This window comes from Polynucleobacter sp. MWH-Spelu-300-X4 (genome assembly GCF_018687515.1).
Classification (GTDB): Bacteria; Pseudomonadota; Gammaproteobacteria; order Burkholderiales; family Burkholderiaceae; genus Polynucleobacter.
On the sequence record NZ_CP061294.1, the window covers coordinates 958,473 to 978,483 of the forward strand.

General features: G+C 41.6%; 21 protein-coding genes and 1 tRNA gene. 8 read left to right on the forward strand and 14 right to left on the reverse strand.

The window, feature by feature from the left end:
* Window positions 1-8: 8 nt before the first annotated feature.
* Genes ICV01_RS04895 through scpA form a run of 3 tightly spaced genes read right to left on the reverse strand, consistent with a single transcriptional unit; the run spans window position 9 to window position 4,796 of the window.
* On the reverse strand, window positions 9-1,541 hold the full coding sequence (locus ICV01_RS04895; RefSeq protein WP_215286391.1) for an acyl-CoA carboxylase subunit beta: 1,533 nt from the start codon (window positions 1,539-1,541) through the stop codon (window positions 9-11).
* A 51-nt stretch (window positions 1,542-1,592) separates the two neighbouring features.
* Window positions 1,593-2,591, reverse strand: coding sequence for a methylmalonyl Co-A mutase-associated GTPase MeaB (gene meaB / locus ICV01_RS04900; RefSeq protein WP_251369413.1), 999 nt, complete (start codon window positions 2,589-2,591; stop codon window positions 1,593-1,595).
* Window positions 2,592-2,627: 36 nt separating this feature from the next.
* Entirely contained in the window at window positions 2,628-4,796 is a 2,169-nt protein-coding gene (gene scpA, locus ICV01_RS04905; protein WP_215286393.1) for a methylmalonyl-CoA mutase, read from the reverse strand.
* 91 nt (window positions 4,797-4,887) lie between these two features.
* Between scpA and ICV01_RS04910 the strand changes: the two genes are divergently transcribed.
* Complete coding sequence (locus ICV01_RS04910; RefSeq protein WP_215286394.1) at window positions 4,888-5,532, forward strand: GntR family transcriptional regulator; 645 nt, start codon at window positions 4,888-4,890, stop codon at window positions 5,530-5,532.
* A gap of 63 nt (window positions 5,533-5,595) precedes the next feature.
* On the opposite strand, the gene ICV01_RS04915 is transcribed toward ICV01_RS04910, so the two are convergent.
* Together ICV01_RS04915 and ICV01_RS04920 are read right to left on the reverse strand one after the other, a co-directional pair.
* Entirely contained in the window at window positions 5,596-5,937 is a 342-nt protein-coding gene (locus ICV01_RS04915; RefSeq protein ID WP_215286395.1) for a cytochrome c, read from the reverse strand.
* 11 nt (window positions 5,938-5,948) lie between these two features.
* Window positions 5,949-6,302 carry a cytochrome c gene (locus ICV01_RS04920; RefSeq protein WP_215286396.1) on the reverse strand — a complete coding sequence of 118 codons (354 nt, stop codon included), beginning with the start codon at window positions 6,300-6,302 and terminating at the stop codon, window positions 5,949-5,951.
* A 229-nt stretch (window positions 6,303-6,531) separates the two neighbouring features.
* Between ICV01_RS04920 and ICV01_RS04925 the strand changes: the two genes are divergently transcribed.
* On the forward strand, window positions 6,532-6,990 hold the full coding sequence (locus ICV01_RS04925; RefSeq protein WP_215286397.1) for a RidA family protein: 459 nt from the start codon (window positions 6,532-6,534) through the stop codon (window positions 6,988-6,990).
* Window positions 6,991-7,743 carry an enoyl-CoA hydratase/isomerase family protein gene (locus ICV01_RS04930; RefSeq protein ID WP_215286398.1) on the forward strand — a complete coding sequence of 251 codons (753 nt, stop codon included), beginning with the start codon at window positions 6,991-6,993 and terminating at the stop codon, window positions 7,741-7,743.
* 11 nt (window positions 7,744-7,754) lie between these two features.
* On the opposite strand, the gene ICV01_RS04935 is transcribed toward ICV01_RS04930, so the two are convergent.
* The 6 genes from ICV01_RS04935 to ICV01_RS04960 form a co-directional block, all read right to left on the reverse strand.
* Window positions 7,755-8,216: a hypothetical protein gene (locus ICV01_RS04935; RefSeq protein ID WP_215286399.1), complete on the reverse strand. Its 462-nt coding sequence runs from the start codon at window positions 8,214-8,216 to the stop codon at window positions 7,755-7,757.
* Complete coding sequence (locus ICV01_RS04940; RefSeq protein WP_215286400.1) at window positions 8,213-9,040, reverse strand: FAD:protein FMN transferase; 828 nt, start codon at window positions 9,038-9,040, stop codon at window positions 8,213-8,215. Before ICV01_RS04940 ends, ICV01_RS04935 begins: the two co-directional genes overlap by 4 nt.
* On the reverse strand, window positions 9,040-9,576 hold the full coding sequence (locus ICV01_RS04945; protein ID WP_215286401.1) for an FMN-binding protein: 537 nt from the start codon (window positions 9,574-9,576) through the stop codon (window positions 9,040-9,042). The genes ICV01_RS04940 and ICV01_RS04945 overlap by 1 nt, the downstream gene beginning before the upstream one ends.
* Window positions 9,573-10,463 carry a DUF6662 family protein gene (locus ICV01_RS04950; protein WP_215286402.1) on the reverse strand — a complete coding sequence of 297 codons (891 nt, stop codon included), beginning with the start codon at window positions 10,461-10,463 and terminating at the stop codon, window positions 9,573-9,575. The genes ICV01_RS04945 and ICV01_RS04950 overlap by 4 nt, the downstream gene beginning before the upstream one ends.
* 118 nt (window positions 10,464-10,581) lie before the next feature.
* On the reverse strand, window positions 10,582-12,942 hold the full coding sequence (parC, locus tag ICV01_RS04955; RefSeq protein ID WP_215289144.1) for a DNA topoisomerase IV subunit A: 2,361 nt from the start codon (window positions 12,940-12,942) through the stop codon (window positions 10,582-10,584).
* A gap of 77 nt (window positions 12,943-13,019) precedes the next feature.
* Entirely contained in the window at window positions 13,020-15,011 is a 1,992-nt protein-coding gene (locus ICV01_RS04960; RefSeq protein ID WP_215286403.1) for a DNA topoisomerase IV subunit B, read from the reverse strand.
* A 36-nt stretch (window positions 15,012-15,047) separates the two neighbouring features.
* On the opposite strand from ICV01_RS04960, the gene ICV01_RS04965 reads away from it, so the two are divergent.
* The 4 genes from ICV01_RS04965 (at window position 15,048) to ICV01_RS04980 (ending at window position 18,277) form a co-directional block, all read left to right on the forward strand.
* On the forward strand, window positions 15,048-16,268 hold the full coding sequence (locus ICV01_RS04965; RefSeq protein WP_215286404.1) for a CaiB/BaiF CoA-transferase family protein: 1,221 nt from the start codon (window positions 15,048-15,050) through the stop codon (window positions 16,266-16,268).
* 42 nt (window positions 16,269-16,310) lie between these two features.
* Window positions 16,311-17,543: an MFS transporter gene (locus tag ICV01_RS04970; protein ID WP_215286405.1), complete on the forward strand. Its 1,233-nt coding sequence runs from the start codon at window positions 16,311-16,313 to the stop codon at window positions 17,541-17,543.
* Between the two features lie 157 nt (window positions 17,544-17,700).
* A tRNA-Arg gene (locus tag ICV01_RS04975) sits at window positions 17,701-17,775 on the forward strand.
* 22 nt (window positions 17,776-17,797) lie between these two features.
* Window positions 17,798-18,277 carry a hypothetical protein gene (locus ICV01_RS04980; protein WP_215286406.1) on the forward strand — a complete coding sequence of 160 codons (480 nt, stop codon included), beginning with the start codon at window positions 17,798-17,800 and terminating at the stop codon, window positions 18,275-18,277.
* A 12-nt stretch (window positions 18,278-18,289) separates the two neighbouring features.
* Here the strand turns inward: ICV01_RS04980 and ICV01_RS04985 are convergent, their stop codons facing one another.
* On the reverse strand, window positions 18,290-18,643 hold the full coding sequence (locus ICV01_RS04985) for a hypothetical protein (RefSeq protein ID WP_215286407.1): 354 nt from the start codon (window positions 18,641-18,643) through the stop codon (window positions 18,290-18,292).
* A 176-nt stretch (window positions 18,644-18,819) separates the two neighbouring features.
* Here ICV01_RS04985 and ICV01_RS04990 point away from each other — a divergent pair, with 176 nt between their 5' ends.
* Complete coding sequence (locus ICV01_RS04990; RefSeq protein WP_215286408.1) at window positions 18,820-19,395, forward strand: hypothetical protein; 576 nt, start codon at window positions 18,820-18,822, stop codon at window positions 19,393-19,395.
* 1 nt (window position 19,396) lies between these two features.
* Here ICV01_RS04990 and ICV01_RS04995 read toward each other — a convergent pair whose 3' ends face one another.
* Both ICV01_RS04995 and ICV01_RS05000 read right to left on the reverse strand, forming a co-directional pair.
* Entirely contained in the window at window positions 19,397-19,540 is a 144-nt protein-coding gene (locus tag ICV01_RS04995) for a hypothetical protein (RefSeq protein WP_215286409.1), read from the reverse strand.
* Window positions 19,541-19,555: 15 nt separating this feature from the next.
* Window positions 19,556-19,990, reverse strand: a complete 435-nt coding sequence (locus ICV01_RS05000; protein WP_215286410.1) for a hypothetical protein — start codon at window positions 19,988-19,990, stop codon at window positions 19,556-19,558.
* Window positions 19,991-20,011 lie beyond the last annotated feature (21 nt).

Sequence of the window (20,011 nt, forward strand, 5' to 3'; positions counted from 1 at the left end):
CTAATCGATTAGAGGGGGATATTGCCGTGTTTGCGCCATGGATTTTCCAAATCCTTATCTTTAAGCATTGCCAAAGAACGCGCTACACGTTTACGTGTTTCATGAGGCATGATCACATCATCGATGTAACCACGACGACCCGCCACAAATGGGTTAGCGAATTTAGACTTATATTCAGCCTCGCGTTCAGCTAACTTAGCAGGATCTCCTTTCTCTTCACGGAAGATAATCTCAACCGCCCCCTTAGGACCCATCACGGCAATCTCAGCTGATGGCCATGCAAAATTCACATCACCGCGCAAATGCTTAGATGCCATCACATCATATGCACCACCATAAGCTTTGCGTGTAATTACTGTAATTTTTGGAACCGTACATTCAGCATAAGCGTAAAGTAGCTTTGCGCCATGCTTAATAATGCCACCATACTCTTGAGCTGTACCCGGCATGAAACCTGGCACATCAACAAAAGTAACGACTGGAATATTAAAAGCATCACAGAAACGGACGAAACGTGCCGCTTTAATTGATGACTTAATATCCAAACAACCAGCAAGCACTAATGGTTGATTAGCGACAATACCAACTGTCTGGCCCTCAACACGAGCAAACCCAATAATGATATTTTTAGCGTAATCAGGCTGTAATTCGAAGAAATCTCCATCATCAACAGTCTTACTAATTAACTCATGCATATCGTATGGTTTATTAGCGTTGTCTGGCACCAATGTATCTAATGAATAATCCAAACGCTCACCACTATCGGCACCCTTACGGACAGGTGGTTTTTCTTTATTCGAAAGAGGTAAATAATTGAAGAAGCGACGCAACATCATGATGGCTTCAACATCGTTCTCAAATGAACGGTCACACACACCCGATTTAGTAGAGTGAGTTATCGCTCCACCTAACTCCTCAGCTGTCACCTCTTCATGTGTCACAGTCTTTACAACTTCAGGACCGGTTACAAACATATAAGAGCTATCTTTCACCATAAAGATGAAATCAGTTAATGCTGGTGAATACACAGCACCGCCAGCACTAGGCCCCATAATCAATGAAATCTGAGGAATCACACCAGATGCAGAAACGTTGCGCTGGAAAATTTCAGCGTAACCACCTAGCGATGCTACACCCTCTTGAATACGTGCACCACCAGAGTCATTAAGACCAATCACTGGTGCGCCAACCTTCATTGCCTGATCCATCACCTTACAAATTTTCTCAGCGTGCGCTTCCGATAAAGAACCACCGAAAACAGTGAAGTCTTGCGAGAATACGAATACCAAACGGCCATTGATCATGCCATAACCTGTTACAACACCATCACCAGGCACAGACTCATTAGCCATACCAAAGTCATTACAACGATGTTCAACAAACATATCCCACTCTTCGAAAGAGCCTTCATCTAATAAAAGCTCAATACGCTCGCGCGCAGTCAATTTACCTTTGCCATGTTGGGCATTGATACGTTTTTGACCACCCCCTAAGCGTGCCTGCTCGCGCTTGGCTTCCAGTTGCTTAATGATGTCATGCATAAAATGCTCTCCCTTGTTTCTAAATCATCAAAATTAAATCAATACTGCTTCTTATTTCATCAAATCTAAAAGCCGTCTAGCCGCTACTGATGCTGCAACTTGACCATCATTGACTGCCTGACTTAACTTAGGCAATAACGCCTGAACGGCTTGATTAGATCTAAAATTTTGTTTCAATCCTGCTTCGATACGCTCCCACATCCAAGACTGAGCTTGTTGCTTTCTGCGTAGTTGAAATTGACCATTCTTTTTTTGAATATTTTCAAAATTAGTAACGGCACCCCAAAACTCAGCAATACCCTCTGACTTTAAAGCGCTCATAGGCATCACATGGGGGTGCCATAAAGAATCGTCATGATGCGCATGCTCAGGGTTACCATGCATTCCTAACAAACGTAGGGAACTCACAATTTGAAGTTGAGCCCTCATGGCTGCGTCTGGGTCAAGATCTACTTTATTAATAACCACCAAGTCAGCCAATTCCATCACACCTTTTTTAATGGCCTGAAGATCATCACCTGCATTAGGAAGCTGCAATAACACAAACATATCTGTCATATTAGCGACAGCTGTTTCACTTTGCCCTACTCCTACTGTTTCAACAATCACTACATCATGGCCAGCGGCCTCAGCCACCAACATTGCCTCACGAGTCTTTTCAGCAACGCCGCCCAATGTTCCGGAAGAAGGGCTTGGGCGGATAAAAGCTTTTTCATTTACTGATAAAAACTCCATCCGAGTCTTATCACCCAAAATAGAGCCGCCCGAGACACTCGAAGAAGGGTCAATAGCTAAAACAGCAACCCGATGACCTTTACCAATTAGATAAAGCCCTAAAGCCTCAATAAATGTTGACTTACCAACACCGGGAACACCAGAAATACCTAATCTAAAAGAATTGCCACTTTTAGGGAGAATTGCATTTAGCAGTTCATCTGCACGCAAACGATGATCTGCTCGAGTTGACTCAAGCAAAGTAATCGCCTTAGCAACTGAACGACGCTGAGATGGCCCAGGTATAGCCTCTGGGCCACATATCGCATCTACCAAGGATTGATCTTGTAATTCCACAGGCGTCTAGATGGCTTATTTTTTAGCTTTACGAATTTGCTCTAAAACATCTTTAGCAGATGCAGGAATAGGCGTACCTGGACCATAAATTCCTTTTACACCAGCCTCATAAAGCTCTTCATAATCTTGACGGGGAATCACTCCACCAACGAAAACAATAATGTCATCAGCGCCTTGCTTTTTCAATTCAGCAATAATTGCTGGAACCAAAGTTTTATGACCAGCAGCTAGCGTAGAAATACCTACCGCATGCACATCATTTTCAATAGCTTGGCGAGCACACTCTTCAGGGGTCTGGAATAAAGGCCCCATATCTACGTCAAAGCCTAAATCAGCAAATGCAGTGGCAACCACTTTCGCACCTCGATCATGTCCATCCTGCCCCAATTTCGCAATCATCACACGTGGGTGACGGCCTTCTTGCTTAGCGAAGTCGGCAATTTCTGTTTTTAATTTATCCCAGCCTTCTGCTGAGTCATAAGCAGCTGCATACACTCCGGTCACCTTTTGAGTATCAGCGCGATGGCGCCCAAAAACTTTCTCTAATGCATCAGACACTTCTCCAACCGTTGCTCTTAAACGAATCGCATCAATTGCCAAACCTAATAAATTACCTGTATTAGTCTCAGCTGCTTTCGTCAACGCATCTAATGCCGCCTGTACTTTAGCGTTATCACGCTTAGCCTTAACGTCTTTCAAGCGAGCGATTTGAGAATCACGCACCTTATTGTTATCAATTGCCAAAATATCAATACTGTCTTCTTTGGCTAACTTGTACTTATTAACACCAACAATGACATCTTTACCAGAGTCAATACGAGCCTGCTTTTCAGCAGCTGCGGCTTCAATCTTTAATTTAGCCCAACCACTTTCCACTGCTTTTGTCATACCACCCATGGCTTCAACTTCTTGGATGATTTCTAAAGCCTTATCAGCCATATCCTGAGTTAACTTTTCCATCATATAAGAACCAGCCCAAGGATCAATCACATTCGTAATATGAGTTTCCTCTTGAATGATTAACTGTGTATTACGTGCAATACGTGCTGAGAATTCAGTTGGTAAAGCAATTGCCTCATCGAATGAATTAGTATGCAATGACTGTGTACCACCGAATACCGCAGCCATAGCCTCAACAGTAGTACGCACCACGTTGTTATAAGGATCTTGTTCTGTTAAAGACCAGCCAGATGTTTGGCAATGTGTGCGCAACATCAATGATTTAGGATTCTTTGGACTGAACTCCTTCATCACTTTCCACCACAAAAGACGAGCAGCGCGCAACTTGGCAACCTCAAGATAGAAATTCATGCCAATAGCAAAGAAGAAAGATAAACGACCAGCGAAGTCATCAACATCTAAACCTTTGCTAAGAGCAGTTTTCACATATTCTTTACCATCAGCAATCGTGAAAGCCAACTCTAAAGCTTGGTTAGCTCCGGCTTCCTGCATGTGGTAACCAGAAATAGAAATTGAGTTGAACTTAGGCATGTACTGAGAGGTGTACTCAATAATGTCGCCAATAATTCTCATTGATGGCTCTGGTGGATAAATATAGGTATTACGCACCATGAACTCTTTCAAAATATCATTCTGAATAGTTCCTGATAACTGATCCTGCTTAACACCTTGCTCTTCTGCGGCAACAACATAGCCGGCCAAGATAGGTAATACCGCACCATTCATTGTCATAGAAACAGAAACCTTATCCAACGGAATCTCGTTGAACAAAATCTTCATATCTTCAACAGAATCAATTGCAACCCCTGCTTTTCCCACATCACCAGTTACACGCGGATGATCTGAGTCGTAACCTCTGTGTGTTGCCAAATCGAACGCAACAGAAACACCTTGCCCCCCAGCAGCCAAAGCTTTACGGTAAAAAGCATTAGATTCCTCTGCAGTTGAAAAACCTGCGTATTGACGTATAGTCCACGGGCGCACTGAGTACATAGTTGCCTGAGGACCACGAACAAACGGCTCAAAACCAGGCAAAGTATTAGCAAACGGTAATCCTTCCGCATCTGCTGCGGTATACAAAGCTTTTAATTGAATATCGTCTGGCGTCTTCCAACCTAAAGCATCGATATCACCATTAGGCGCGGACTTTCCTGCTGACTTATTCCAAGCCTCCATATTAGGTGTAGAAAACTCTGGCCACTTGTTATTGTTTGCTTTGCTCATTATTTCTCCGCAGACACATTATTCGATAGTTATATTGGACTCAATGGGGTTGACAGATACCTGACAAATTTGCTTTAATGAATTCATAATTATGAATTCAAAAATATCATTAGCCCCGCGCCCATTATACGAGGAAGTCGCAGAAAGATTGCGATCAAGCATTTTTTCTCATGAATTAACCCCAGGAAGCTGGATTGATGAGCAAGCTATTGCTGCCCAATACGGCATTAGTCGCACACCCATGCGCGAGGCAATTAAAGTATTAGCTGCTGAAGGCCTCATTACTATGAAAATGAGGCGTGGCGCTTATGTGACGGAAGTTAGTAAATCGGATACCAGTGAAATATTCACAGTGCTAGCTCTTCTAGAAGGGCAAGCTTGTCGAGAAACTGCTACTAAAGCTACTGAAAAACAGCTACAAGACCTAGATTCCATACACATGAAGCTAGAAAGAGCCGCAGCAGATCGTGATTTAGATCTATTTTTTGCAGTCAACCAGGCTTTTCACGACAAAATTCAAGAAATTTGCAATAACTCATGGATGACGGGAGTTATTAATGATTTAAGAAAAGTTCTTAAACTCCAACGTAGAGACTCATTAAGTAAGCGTGGACGACTAGAAAGTTCGCTCCAAGAACACAGGAAATTACTTAGCGCCCTACTTGCTAGAGACCCAGATCTCTCAGAAAAACTGATGAAAGAGCATCTACTTAAAGGGCAGCAAGCCGCAAAATAGTACTCTAGAAAATAAAAAAGCCACTCTAAAACTCATAGAGTGGCTTTCATAAAGCTAAAAAACTTACTTCTTCATCACCAAAGTGCCAGGTAGACTAGAAATGTAAGCAGCTATATCTTGTAAATCCTTATTGCTAAGTGCAGCAACTTGTCCAGCCATGATGGCGTTGTTACGGCCAACATTTGGATGATTAACTGTTTTATAAGCTTTTAAGGCATGAAATAAATAATCGGCATGCTGACCAGCCAACTTAGGATACTCAGGAGCAACAGGCTTATTCAACCCCTCACCATGGCAAGCAGCGCAGTTGCCTTTAGCAACAAGCTCTTGGCCTTTATTAACATCAGCAGCCTGGGCAGCGAAAGCAAAAGAAGCTAAAGTCGCAGCAATCAAAAGACGTTTCATATCGACTCCTCTTACTTCAATTTATTAATAGTTGTTGCAGACGTTTGCGCTGCATAATATTCGCTAATGTCAGCCATATCTTTATCAGACAAACTAGCAGCAATACTTCTCATCGTTGGGTGCTTACGATCACCTTTTTTATAGGCTTGTAATGCAGCCACGATATAGCCAGCACTTTGACCGCCCAATAAAGGAACGGAATAAATTTCTGGAAAGCTAGCACGGTAACCTGGAATAGCATGGCAACCAATGCACATCGCCACCTTAGCTTCAGCAGCTTTAGCGTCACCGGTAATTGTTTCAGCATTTACAGCCGTGCCAACTAAAGTCATAGCGGCAACAGCAACAGTTAATAGTTTTTTCATAGTGACCAAATATTGAGTTAGATCAAAAAAATTGTTCGATGCGAGTATAGCGGAGACTTGACCAAATTTGACTTACAAATCTCATTTTTCAGTAATTTTTGAGCATTTTCCCTAACTTTTTATGGAAAACTTTACCTAAATCGCCCTCTAAACAGCCTACCTTACTCTGCTATAACGGTCCGTCAAATAAGCTAAGCAATACAATCATAAAAAATTAACGGAGAAAAGCATGTCGAAAATTGCACAACGTTTAGCAGAGCTTCAAATTAGCCTACCTACAGCTGGGGCTCCTGCCGCAGCCTATGTGATGTCTGCCCAAACAGGTAACACCTTGTTTTTATCTGGTCATATTGCAAAAAAAGATGGGAAACCTCTTGCGGGCAAATTAGGCCTCAACATGAATACAGAAGAAGGCAAGGCCGCTGCTCGTAGCATTGCAATTGATCTTATGGCAACGATGCAGGCTCATTTGGGTAACCTAGATCGTGTCAAACGCATCGTTAAAGTCATGAGCCTTGTGAACTCTACCCAAGAATACACCGAGCATCATTTAGTAACAAACGGTTGCTCAGAACTATTATTTGAGGTCTTTGGTGAGGCAGGCAAGCATGCTCGTAGCGCCTTTGGCGTGGCGCAAATCCCACTAGGAGCATGCGTTGAAATTGAATTAATTGCTGAAGTTGAATAAATGCATCCTAGCCTTCACATTCAAGGTTCTGTTGCAACCATTACGCTGCAAAACCCTGAGCTAGCTAATAGATTAAGCGTTACAGACCTTGAAGCTATTCAATCACACATTAACGCAGTTAATAAAAACCCTGATATTTTGGCTCTAAAGCTCCAATCAACTGGTGACTATTTTTGTTCGGGCTTTGATATCAGCAGTCTAGATAAAGGCGCTGAAGAAAAATCACTTTTATTTGAGGTCATCGTGAATGCCTTTGAAGACTGTCGCCCCATCACAGTTGCAGTAATCCAAGGCGGTGTTTATGGCGGTGCCACCGATATGGCTTTGGCATGTGACTTTCGTATTGGCAGCACTGCGACAGAAATGTTCATGCCAGCTGCAAAATTAGGTATCCACTTTTATCAAAGAGGTCTTGAACGTTATGTATCTCGCTTAGGCATTGATACAGCTAAACGTCTTTTACTATGTGCTGAAAAAATTCAATCTGAAGAAATGAAAACATTAGGGTTCTTAACAAGCTTAACTTCCCCAGAGCACCTGACGCAAACAGCGGACGATTTAATAACCAACCTATTAAAAATGGCACCACTTTCATTGCTAGGCATGAAAAAACATCTAAATCTAATTGCGCGTGGCTGTTTAGATATTAATGAACTAGCTAAAGACATTGCTCAAGCCCAAAACTCTCAAGACCTTCAGGAAGGTCGGGCCGCCTGGAGTGAAAAGCGTCCACCCCAATTTACTGGTCGTTAATAGAATGATTTCTAGGTATTTTTATACCTAGCCATTACTGCCGCAGCCCTTCTTCCACGTAAGATATGCCAAGGGAATAGTATTAATAAAAAAATACCCAAGACAATATGAACCCAACGGGCTTCATCATGAAATGAAGCAGCACCGTAATAAAGTACCATCACACTACCTAAAAGTAATCCCAATAAAAAAGTCGAAAGGCCTCCACCGCCACGATTTCTTTTAGCCTTCCACGCTACTGAAATATGTTGCGGCAATGCAGCCCCTATCAATAGCAAACTTAGCATCGCAGTCACGCCATGCAAAACCCACCAAACCTTTAATTGTGGGGGCATCCATTCTAATAAATCAGCTAAAACAAACCAGACAAACCCAGAACTAACGCACAGCGAAAAAAGCACATAACTAGTCCATCTTTGCCACTTAGCCATACGCCCCAAACGCAGGCGACCGTGATTAGTTGAAGAACTCACAAAATCACCCCAACCGCTTCATATTTTTTTAAATACATGGCATTTACATCTTGATGAATGGCCAAGGCCTTTGTTAAACCATCAGCAACCACACACCTTTTAGCCATTACTGAATAGCTTTGGTTTTTCAACATAGATTGTTTTCTTTTAGGTATAACTAATGCCGATTGCTTTTTATAAAGACTTTTATCTTTAGAGTAATAAATGCCCGACGTCGCAATTGAGCCATCTGATAGCTGACCAATATGAATTAATTGATGTGGCCTTAACGGATGTTTAATATAAATATCTTCAGCCTGATTACCCAAGATCCTCATATCACCACCCGCATTCACCACGGCATGAGTGATGCCATAATTGATTAAAACCTGAACTGCCTTATCAACTGCATAACCTTTTGCAATACCTCCCAAATCCAAACAAAGTGGCTTCCTAAAACTAACAGCATAGTTAGTTTTAAAATCCAAATCCCTCAAAGTACCTCGCTCAACCTCATCTATCTGATAGGTTTCTGGAAGCAATCCCCATTTTTGCAACTCAGGGGCAACTGAACAATCAAAGGCACCTTCGGTATCTTCGAATAACTGTTTAGCCATCACCAATACTTCATAGGTATAAGGATGAACTATGACATCTTTTTCATAAGCATGATGATTGATACAACTCAAATCACTACTAGGCACATGAAAAGACATCAATTTTTCAACTAATTTAATCTCTTTAAATGCATGATTAAAAACATCGCTCACATGTTTATCTAAATACTTATTAGGAATAGTAATTTCCACAAAAGTTCCTAACAAAGCTTGGCAACGCTTCACCATTAGATATTCTTTAAAGCCAAGTCATGCATCACCATCAAACGTTTAACGCCATCAGTCAAATGTTTGGAAGATAAAGTGGCCCCTGAAATATTCTGAATATCTTGATTTAACTTCAGCGGAGAGGCTACTTTCTTACCAACAAACTGTTGGCGCCACGATGCTTCAGAAACTTCAAAACCGTAAGACTCCCTATACTCAAGAATCTCCAATTGCTTAATGCTGCCATCAGGATTAATCCCTACTGCATAGGTAATCATTTCATGTTTGCCTACAACCTCATCAACAATGAACCATCCGCCGTTAGGAGTCTTCCATATGCGACTGGAATCAAAGGGATGAGTCACTGAAGATGCCTGCTGCATCTTTTCTTGTATAGGCTTTGTCAAAATAATTGGGCGATGCTGCATATCCGTTGTACCAAACATTATTTTTTTAGCTTGATCAATAGATAAATACACCTTGGCATGGGCTACCATCGGTATAGTAGCCATACCCAATGCCAAGCCTGAAATCAAAGGATTAGGTATCCATTTCATTTAAAAGGCACTCCAACTTTAACGATGAATTGATTTTTCCCGTGACTATCCCAGACCTTTCCATCTGAACACTCACCAACACCATCCCCAAAACATTTACCGCCTATTTGATAACGCCAAGCAGCAGTTACCCACCAGTCTTTTTCAGCATAATGAAGATTGGGTCCTATGAAATTTGCTCTTTGAGTATGCGTATCAAAGTTATAACCCGTGAAATCATTGTGAAAACGTCCTTCGATTCCCGCGAACCACTTTGGAGCAAAACGATAGGTTGCACCATACAAAACATCAATCATTGATTCTTTTGATGGTGTGGTTCCAGCAAACTTATATTTCTCCATTTCAGCAATCACATTGACTGCAAGAACTAAGCGATCATCTAAGAAATTAGACTGCATTAAAAGACGCGTCTCTAATGCATCCGCAAACTTACCTTTACTCATCTCGGCATAGAGGCCAACACCAACAGGGCTAAGAACTGGATTTAATACACGCCAAACTCCCTCTACAGACGCTCCCTCAAATTGAGTTTTATTAAATGCATGTCCACTAGCAGATTCAGGAACGCCAAAACCTCCTGTACATGGAGATGGATCAGCTCCACAATTTGTATAGTTATGATTTGCATTAACCGAGTAACCATTGAGATACCCTGTTAACTGAAAATCATTTGTCACACCATACTCAAGACCTGTTTTTGTTTTCCACAAGTCATAGGTACCAGCAGCTTGGCCCTTCGTTAAATCAACTTTTTGCTCAAACTCTAAAGTTCCTTTAGGTTGTAGATCTAAGGTATACAACCATCCAAAACTCCCTTCGCCAGCCATCACTGGCGCAGTTAAAGCCATTAAACAAGCAACGCTTACTAACTTTTTATTTCCTCGCATACCATCCTTTTTCTAATTGTTGATTGATCATTAAATGATAATGATTATCATTAACAAGTCAAGGGTGGGCAAAAAAATACCCCCAATTAATGGGGGCATTCTAGGAAACTAACAACAATTAACTAGTAACGACAGCTGTTAATTTTGCATCCTTTAGTTTAGGTTCAAGAGCATGGCCTTTCCTTGCCCGATGAGCAGCAAAAGATTTTAAAGTTTTGCCATCTAAAGCTGCTTCAGTTGGTTTACCTGCTCTACCAAGACCCGATAGCACAGCACCAGCATCACCAACTGCTATAGCAGATTGGAGTTTTTCACCCTTTTCTAGATCCATCAAAATAACGCCCTTACCACCTGTTGGTAAACGCTTTAAATCATCTAATGGAAATACTAATAAACGACCCAACTCTGATAAGCACGCAACAGATTTCATACCTTCATGGACTTTAGCTGGAGGTAACGGAGCATCTCCAGGAGCAAATTTTGTATCAACCCCCACAAAGGCCTTGCCAGCTTTATTACGCGTAGTCATATCAGCAACATTCGCCAAGAATCCATTACCGGATCTCATCGATAAGAGCAATAAATCATCAGCATGACCAGCGTAGTAAGCAACCATCTGAGTACCGGCAGCCAAATTAACATAACCAGTCAACGGTGATCCATCACCCCTAGCGCCAGGAAGATCACTAGCTGGAATTGTATAAACGCGACCATTGCTACCGAAGGCCAAAACAACATCCGTTGTACGACACTCAAAAGCCCCATACATACCATCACCAGCTTTAAACCCAAATTGCTGAGGATCATGTCCATGACCTTGACGCGCACGCACCCAACCACGCTGAGAAATAATAACTGTCACAGGTTCATCAATGACCTTAGCTTCTGCAATCGCTTTTTTCTCTTCCTGAATGACCGTGCGGCGTTCGTCACCAAACGTCTTCATATCAGATTCAATTTCTTTTACGATACGTTTACGCATCGCAGCATCACTTCCTAAAAGCGTCTCTAAATCATCTTTTTCAGATTTCAGCTCTTTAAGTTCTTGTTCAATTTTGATCGCCTCTAAACGAGCCAATTGACGCAAGCGAATATCAAGAATATCTTCAGCCTGACGCTCTGATAACTTAAATTCCTTGATTAAGTCAGCTTTAGGCTCATCACTACCACGAATGATCTTAATAACTTTATCAATATTGAGAAGGACCATCTGACGGCCCTCCAAAATATGCATGCGATCATTAACTTTCGATAAACGATGTTCTGTTCTACGAGTAACAGTCGCTACACGGAACTCAATCCACTCTCTCAAAATCTCGCTTAAACCTTTTTGACGAGGACGGCCATCATTACCAATCATCACCAAATTAATAGGCGCATTCGACTCAAGTGATGTATGCGCCAATAGAGTTGTCACAAACTCATTCACATCAATGTTTTTTGTTTTAGGCTCAAAAACCAAACGAACTGCTGCATCTTTACTTGACTCATCGCGAACAGAATCCAACACAGACAAAATTGTTTGCTTTAAATTATTTTGATCAGCCGTCAAAGTCTTCTTACCAACTTTAACTTTTGGATTAGTCAGCTCTTCAATTTCCTGCAACACTTTTTGAGTGGATGTTGCTGGTGGCATTTCGGTAATCACCAATTGCCATTGCCCTCTCGCCATTTCCTCAATCATCCAACGTGCTCGAACTTTTAAGCTTCCACGGCCCGTTTCATAGATTTGAGAAATCTCAGTAGCAGAAGAAATAATCTGTCCGCCACCCGGGAAATCTGGTCCTGGCACATGAGTCATCAATTCTTCATGACTCAATTTAGGATTTTTCATTAATGCAATCGTAGCGCCCGCGATCTCATTCAAATTATGAGATGGCACTTCAGTCGCCATACCCACAGCGATACCAGATGCTCCATTTAACAAAACAAATGGTAAACGAGCTGGCAAAAGCTTAGGCTCCTGCATCGATCCATCATAGTTTGGAATGAAATCAACGGTTCCCTCATCAATTTCATCCAATAACAAACTTGCAATTTTGGTTAATCTTGCCTCGGTATAACGCATGGCTGCTGCACCATCACCATCACGAGAACCAAAATTACCTTGACCATCAATTAACGGATAACGCAACGAGAAGTCTTGCGCCAGACGAACTAATGCATCGTAAGCAGATTGGTCGCCATGCGGATGGAATTTACCCAACACATCACCAACTACACGAGCACTTTTTACTGGTTTTGCATCAGAACGAAGATTCATCTCGTTCATCGCAAAAAGAATTCGTCGTTGAACTGGCTTTTGACCATCTGCCACTTCAGGAAGCGCACGCCCCTTCACCACGCTAATAGCGTAATCAAGATAAGCGCGCTCGGCATAGGTCGCCAATGTTAACGAATCAACATCAGAACTACTCGGCACAATTCTTGGTTCACTAACCTGAGTAGATAGATCCCCAGACGAACCACCTTCACTCATATCACTGAATAAATCAGGTTCTTGGTTAGACGTATTTTTCTTTTTAGTCATGTTTAATTTTTTCTTAGGCTTCGGACTTAAATATCAGCTTCAACTTCGTTACCGCGCTCTTCCAACCATGTTTTCCGTGCGCCAGACTCTGATTTACCCATCAACATATCCATTGTCTTAACAGTCTCAACCTCACCAAATTCGCCTTCAGTTACAGGTAATAAACGACGTGTATCTGGATTTAATGTTGTATCCCAAAGTTGTTCTGCATTCATCTCACCCAAACCCTTGAAGCGGCTAATTTGCCAACTACCTTCACGCAAACCATCTTTACGCAATTTATCTTCAATCGACTTCAACTCACCTTCATCCAAAGCATAGAGTTTTTGAGCTGGCTTCTTACCTCTTGCAGGAGCATCAACCCTAAATAAAGGAGGCCTTGCAATATACACATGCCCTCTCTCCATTAACTTAGGGAAATGCTTATAGAACAACGTTAACAGCAATACTTGAATATGAGCACCGTCAACGTCCGCATCAGAAAGAATACAAATCTTTCCGTAACGCAAGTTACTTAAATCAGGCTCATCCTTATTACCATGAGGATCCACGCCAATAGCTACAGCAATATCATGGACCTCATTATTTGCAAATAAACGGTCTCTTTCCGCTTCCCAAGTATTCAGAACCTTACCGCGCAAGGGAAGAATTGCTTGATACTCTTTATTGCGCCCCATCTTGGCAGAACCACCAGCTGAATCACCCTCAACAAGAAAAATTTCATTATTAGCGATATCTTCACTCTCACAATCAGTGAGTTTCCCAGGTAACACTGCCACACCTGATGATTTTTTCTTTTCTACTTTTTGACCAGCACGCGTTCTAGCTTGCGCCTGCTTAATCACAAGTTCCGCTAACTTTTTGCCGTAATCAACATGTTGATTCAACCAAAGATCTAGTGCTGACTTCACAAAACCTGAAACTAAACGAACTGCATCGCGAGAATTTAAACGCTCTTTAATTTGACCTTGGAACTGAGGATCCAATACCTTCGCTGAAAGCACAAATGAAGCACGCGCAAAAACGTCTTCAGGCATCAACTTCACGCCCTTAGGTTGCAACGCATGAATATCAATAAAACTTTTCACTGCATTAAAAAGGCCCTCACGTAAACCACTCTCATGAGTACCACCTGCAGGTGTCGGTATCAAATTCACATAACTTTCACGAACAGGTGCACCTTCCTCTGTCCATGCCACAACCCAACTAGCCCCTTCGCCTTCTGCAAATGAATCTTCACCCGCACGATTAGGATCAGCAAAATGCTCACCATCAAAAGCTGGGATTACAACAGGGCTATGGCCACCTTGAGCCATTGCCTCATCTAAATAACCCTTCAACCCTTGGGCATAAAGCCAAGTTTGAGGCTCGCCGCCCTTTTCTTGAATCAAGGTCACTTTAACGCCAGGCAATAACACCGCTTTCGAGCGCAATAAACGCTGTAGTTCGGCTAATGGAATGCTGGCGCTATCAAAATACTTGCCATCAGGCCATGCGCGCACCTTTGTACCATTGGGACGATCTCCCATCGGAGCAATTTTGGTCTTCAGTGGCTCAACGACAAAACCTGCTTCAAATGCCAAAGTAGAAACTTGTTTATCACGCCAAACTGTAACTTCCATTCTCTTCGATAAGGCATTAGTAACAGAAACACCTACACCATGTAGACCGCCAGAGAAAGCATAAGCACCACCAGAGCCCTTTTCAAATTTGCCACCAGCATGCAGCTGCGTAAATACAAGCTCTACAACAGGTCTTTTTTCCTCTGGATGCATCCCCACAGGAATACCTCGGCCATCATCTTCCACGCTAACACTGCCATCCGTGTGCAAAGTCACCATGATGTGCTTACCGTGGCCACCTAAGGCCTCATCGGATGCGTTATCGATAACCTCTTGGATCATATGCAAGGGGTTATCGGTCCGCGTGTACATACCGGGACGTTGTTTGACAGGTTCAAGGCCCTTCAGGACTTTGATCGACGATTCGCTATATTGGTCTGATTTTTTTGTTGCCATGGCGAAGAATTGTATCCACATGCGAAAATGAACTCCATGGGAGCACTTAATCACCTTCGAGTTTTAGACCTTAGTCGAGTACTAGCTGGCCCTTGGTGTGGGCAGAACCTAGCTGACCTAGGAGCCGATGTAATCAAGGTTGAGCGGCCAATCGCGGGCGATGACACACGCCAATGGGGCCCTCCTTTTTTGAGAAATTCTGAGGGCCAAGAGACCACAGAATCTGCTTTTTATTTAGCCATTAATCGCAATAAAAGATCGATTACTTTGGATATTTCGACCAAAGAAGGTCAAGAAATCATCAAAAAATTGGTTTTAGACAGCGATATAGTCCTTGAAAACTACAAAGTAGGCCAATTGAAGAAATACGGCCTAGATTATGACAGCCTAAAAAAGATTAAAAATGATCTAATCTATTGTTCTATAACAGGTTTTGGTCAAACAGGCCCTTTTGCACATCGACCTGGCTACGATGTTGTCGTTCAAGGTATGGGGGGCTTCATGAGCGTTACAGGTGAAAAAGACGAGTTACCTGGCGGTGGTCCTCAAAAAGCAGGCGTAGCAATTGCAGACCTATTTACAGGCATGTATGCCACCTCCGCAGTACTAGCAGCCGTAGTACACAGAGATCGTACAGGCGAAGGGCAATGCATTGATTTAGCTCTTTTAGATGTGCAAATAGCTACTATGGCCAATGTTGCTAGCAACTACCTAATAAGCGGCGTATCACCTAAGCGGTGGGGTAACGCTAGTCCCAATATTGTGCCCTACCAAACATTTAAAGCTGCTGATGGCTGGATCATTGTTGCTGCTGGCAATGACAGTCAATTTAGGCATTTTGTTCAGACAGGTGGCGAAGCCCATCTAGCCGATAACCCGCTTTATGCCACCAACCCAGAAAGAATTAGACATCGAGATAGCCTTATCCCTCTTCTACAGGCGATGACACTTAAAAAAACTAAATCCGAATGGATTGAAGCATTAGACCATGCCAATGTTCCTTGTGGCCCCATTAATGACTTTGAAGAAGTCTTTGCCAATGAGCAAGTTATCGCAAGAAATATCAAAATGGAAATGACTCATCCAACGGGAGGAACAGTTCCTTTAGTCCGAAGCCCCATGAGATTAAGCGCAACACCTGTTGTTGAAAATAGGCCGCCGCCCCTGCTCGGGCAACATACAAGCGAAATTCTTAAAGAGCGATTAGGATTAAGCGATGCTGACATTCAAGCGTTAAAAAATAAAGGTGTTATTTGATTTTTAATCATTACTCATAACCGATTAAATTCCAGGAAAATTTTGAATAACCGTTCACTCAGCCTCACAAAAATATTAATTGCCGGCGGGTTACTCGTCACCCTATCCATGGGTATTCGACACGGCTTTGGTTTATTTAATTTATCAATTACCCAGCTCAACGGTTGGGGACGTGAAACATTTGCCTTAGCTATGGCTTTGCAAAACCTTACCTGGGGCATCACACAACCATTATTTGGAGGTCTTTCCGATCGTTTGGGCTCTTTCAAGGTTCTTTTAATTGGCGGCCTACTCTATACTGCCGGATTAGCTGGTATGGCAACCGCTAGTTCATCTTTAATGTTTATTTTATTTGGCGGCATCATGATCGGAATAGCCCAATCATGCACCACTTATATTGTTGTTTATGGTGTTATTGGCAGAAACTGTCCAGAAGAAAAAAGAGTATGGGCTATGGGTGTTGCTGCAGCCATGGGTTCATTTGGCCAGTTTTTAATGATTCCAGTTGATCAAACCTTAATTTCTTATTTTGGCCCGCAAGATGCGCTCTTAGCGCTTTCTGTTCTTGCCATGTTGATCTTGCCACTCTCTTACCTACTTCGCGAAGGCAAGACTAAACCCACTCTCAAACAACAAGAGCAAACAGCCATCGAAGCGATTAAAGAGGCTTTTCAGGAGAAAAATTTCCTATTAATTAATTTAGGTTACTTTGTTTGCGGCTTTCAAGTTGTTTTTATTGGCGTTCACTTTCCAGCATACCTACGTGACATGTCAAAAATTTACCCAGGTATCAGCAACCCTGAATTGGCCACCATTGCTTTAGCATTGATTGGTTTATTTAATGTACTTGGCACTTACTATGCGGGGGTACTCGGTCAAAAATTCCCTAAACGCTTAATTCTTGCAGCCATCTATGTTTCTCGCTCAATTGCGATTAGCATTTTCTTATTGCTTCCGATTAGCTCAAGCTCTGTGTACATTTTCTCTGCAGTCATGGGAGTTCTATGGCTCTCAACAGTCCCCGTTACAAACGCACTTATTACACAAATATTTGGCATCAAACACATGGCTATGCTTTCTGGGTTCGCCTTTCTATCACACCAAATTGGCAGTTTCTTAGGCGTGTATTTAGGCGGCTATTTATATGACAGAATGGGGAGCTATAACATCGTTTGGCTCATTGCAATTGCTTTAGGCATTTTTGCCGGGGCAGTTAATATACCCATCAAAGAATCGGCTATCGTTAGACCCCATATCGTTCCAAGCACGAATTAGTTATGTCTTTCTTAACAAAGTTAATTCTAATAAAATTAGCAATCGTATTAATTTTGGGCTTGGTTTTTATGGCGTATTTCAACCCGACTTTAATTGTAGATATAGCAAATACTGTGCTTACTCTCTGCGGATGGTAAGCTAGCGCCCTATTTTGATGCTCGCCATAGTACAGTGGATAGTACAACTGCCTCCTAAGCGGTAGACACAGGTTCGATTCCTGTTGGCGGGACCAAGCCACACTCTTGAAAGATCACATGTCAGAAAATTTATCGATTGATCACCTCATATCGCTTCTAAAAGAAAAAATTGGGGTTATCTTCAACGCGGACAATACAGATGCTTTTGAAGCCCATCTAGAACATCTATCTAGCAATGACACACAAGCGATTGTTGAAAGAGTCTCTCTTTTATTTGCTTATTGGTCAAATATTAATTTGATTGCAGAAGCACATGACCCACTCCAAACCGAGTTAACTAAATCCATTTCAGTAATTCAAGCTTACAAAGCATCTATCACAACTGAATTAGGATTTTTATGCCCCATGCTCATCGCTGAAGCAACTGGCAAAGAGGTTCAAATTGATACACCTGAACAATTTGAGCTTTTTAAGAAATTACTTAAGGGCGTAGATAACTTTGTACGTGAGAAAAAACTATCAGATGAACAAGCCAACGTATTACTGATGGATTCTTTGCACAAATATTTATTTAGATTAGATGACCCTGCGCCCTAAGGCATCAAAACTTTAAATACCGGTAACAGCAGCCACCAAATTATTGCTTAACTGTTCGAAATACTTATAAGCCTTAGCTGTTGGAATAACTTTTTTAATACGAGCATCTTTTTGAACATCTAAGCTCACATACCCCATGGCCACCATCTTTTTAATACGGGCATGCAATGTCGCTGGCGACCCAATATCACTCATTGAAATAATTTCTGAGACGGTTAAATACTCTTTTGTGGCGTAAGTATGTAAACAAATAGTTTCCAAGATTTGTTTAGCTGTACTATCCAAATCCTTTGAACCATTTTCAGCTAGAACCTTAACCAAATTAAGGAATCTAAAATAAATATCAGGGCTCTGATTTTTAGTCATGTTGAGGATTATTGTAACCTTTAAAGTGCTAAAAATTACAACTAGATTTTATTGAAAAAACCAATATTTTTACAGAATATTAATATTGCCCTACTCTGATAGAGGTAAGCCCCTATAGCTAATCAGGTCCTTTTAATTTAATTTGTTATTAATTAAGAAGGATATAAAAGTAAGCTATGTCGGTCAATTTTGCCAAGAACCCAACTCTTCAAAGACTGCTCATGGTTCTGGTGTCTTTATCGCTTTACTTCATTTCCCTAGAAATAACTAAGCTATCCCCAGAAGTCCTTGTTCATGATGATTGGATTTATCTTATTTTTTTACCTGCTGGCAGCCGGCTTCTTAGCATCATGCTATTTGGTATTTGGGGAGCTATCGGGGACTGCATCGCTTTATTCATCTCAGCCATCAATATCTTACCGGATCAAAATATCAGCATCTGGCTAACTTTTGCGACAAGTAGTAGCCTAGCTAGCTTAATTGCCATTAGATTTACGATGAAACAATTGAGTATTCATCTAGATTTAAGCAATCTCAAATATTGGCAGATTCCCGTTTTATCCGTGATCAGCAACCTCATTCATGCTTTTGTTACCCAATTCACACTGAGTTATTTTTTACAAAAACATTACAGTTTTTATATCAGAGATAGCCTTGCCATGGCACTTGGAGATTTTTTAGGAACCATGCTAATTATTGGCGTTGCAACTGTAGGCATTAAATTATTTAAAGCAGAGAAAACTAACTTCTAAATTACTTTGACCTTCTAAGCTTCCACACTTGGACATTAGCGCGTAGCACCAATAGTGCATAACGATTTAAAGGATAACCAGCCAATTTCCAAAAATGATGCCAAACACCCAAGGCATACAACAAAGATCCAGGTTTAATCTTCATAAGAACTACCCCCTGCTATTTTCCAACTGGAGGAATAACTGTACTTCTTGGAGCAACGGTAAGCGTAACTGAAGCTTTACCACCAAATGACCCTTCTTCAATTTCAATGGTTGCTGTTCTATCTTTTTTAATAAACACCAAAATACTATTTTTAGTTTTTGTTGAAGAAACTAAGGTCCACCCAGATTTTTGATACTGATCTCTAAAGAAATTAAAAGTTTCCGTACCATTTTGAGCAGAATTAATTGCCACGCGACCTGCCCAACCATCACCACTACCCAAAATCAAAGACTTTTCATTATCAATGCGTGACCCACCAGGCAAAGGCATATCACCCAGCAATTTATTTTGAACATCCGACAGGCTTTCACCATCAGCATTAGTTAAGGGAGCTGAAGCACAAGCAACAAGCCCGATACTTAAAAATAGTGCTATTAATAATTTATTCATTGATTTTTATCCACAAAATAC

Bases quoted from the DNA above. Each gene is read 5' to 3' on its own strand.
- scpA (WP_215286393.1), bottom strand. From the start codon at position 4,796: ATGAGCAAAGCAAACAATAACAAGTGGCCAGAGTTTTCTACACCTAAT.
- ICV01_RS04960 (WP_215286403.1), bottom strand. From the start codon at position 15,011: ATGGCAACAAAAAAATCAGACCAATATAGCGAATCGTCGATCAAAGTC.
- ICV01_RS04980 (WP_215286406.1), top strand. From the start codon at position 17,798: ATGTCAGAAAATTTATCGATTGATCACCTCATATCGCTTCTAAAAGAA.
- ICV01_RS04930 (WP_215286398.1), top strand. From the start codon at position 6,991: ATGCATCCTAGCCTTCACATTCAAGGTTCTGTTGCAACCATTACGCTG.
- ICV01_RS04915 (WP_215286395.1), bottom strand. From the start codon at position 5,937: ATGAAACGTCTTTTGATTGCTGCGACTTTAGCTTCTTTTGCTTTCGCT.
- ICV01_RS04945 (WP_215286401.1), bottom strand. From the start codon at position 9,576: ATGAAATGGATACCTAATCCTTTGATTTCAGGCTTGGCATTGGGTATG.
- parC (WP_215289144.1), bottom strand. From the start codon at position 12,942: ATGAGTGAAGGTGGTTCGTCTGGGGATCTATCTACTCAGGTTAGTGAA.
- ICV01_RS04940 (WP_215286400.1), bottom strand. From the start codon at position 9,040: ATGGTGAAGCGTTGCCAAGCTTTGTTAGGAACTTTTGTGGAAATTACT.
- ICV01_RS04990 (WP_215286408.1), top strand. From the start codon at position 18,820: ATGTCGGTCAATTTTGCCAAGAACCCAACTCTTCAAAGACTGCTCATG.
- ICV01_RS04995 (WP_215286409.1), bottom strand. From the start codon at position 19,540: ATGAAGATTAAACCTGGATCTTTGTTGTATGCCTTGGGTGTTTGGCAT.
- ICV01_RS04920 (WP_215286396.1), bottom strand. From the start codon at position 6,302: ATGAAAAAACTATTAACTGTTGCTGTTGCCGCTATGACTTTAGTTGGC.
- ICV01_RS05000 (WP_215286410.1), bottom strand. From the start codon at position 19,990: ATGAATAAATTATTAATAGCACTATTTTTAAGTATCGGGCTTGTTGCT.
- ICV01_RS04895 (WP_215286391.1), bottom strand. From the start codon at position 1,541: ATGCATGACATCATTAAGCAACTGGAAGCCAAGCGCGAGCAGGCACGC.
- ICV01_RS04910 (WP_215286394.1), top strand. From the start codon at position 4,888: ATGAATTCAAAAATATCATTAGCCCCGCGCCCATTATACGAGGAAGTC.
- ICV01_RS04925 (WP_215286397.1), top strand. From the start codon at position 6,532: ATGTCGAAAATTGCACAACGTTTAGCAGAGCTTCAAATTAGCCTACCT.
- ICV01_RS04985 (WP_215286407.1), bottom strand. From the start codon at position 18,643: ATGACTAAAAATCAGAGCCCTGATATTTATTTTAGATTCCTTAATTTG.
- ICV01_RS04950 (WP_215286402.1), bottom strand. From the start codon at position 10,463: ATGCGAGGAAATAAAAAGTTAGTAAGCGTTGCTTGTTTAATGGCTTTA.
- ICV01_RS04965 (WP_215286404.1), top strand. From the start codon at position 15,048: ATGGGAGCACTTAATCACCTTCGAGTTTTAGACCTTAGTCGAGTACTA.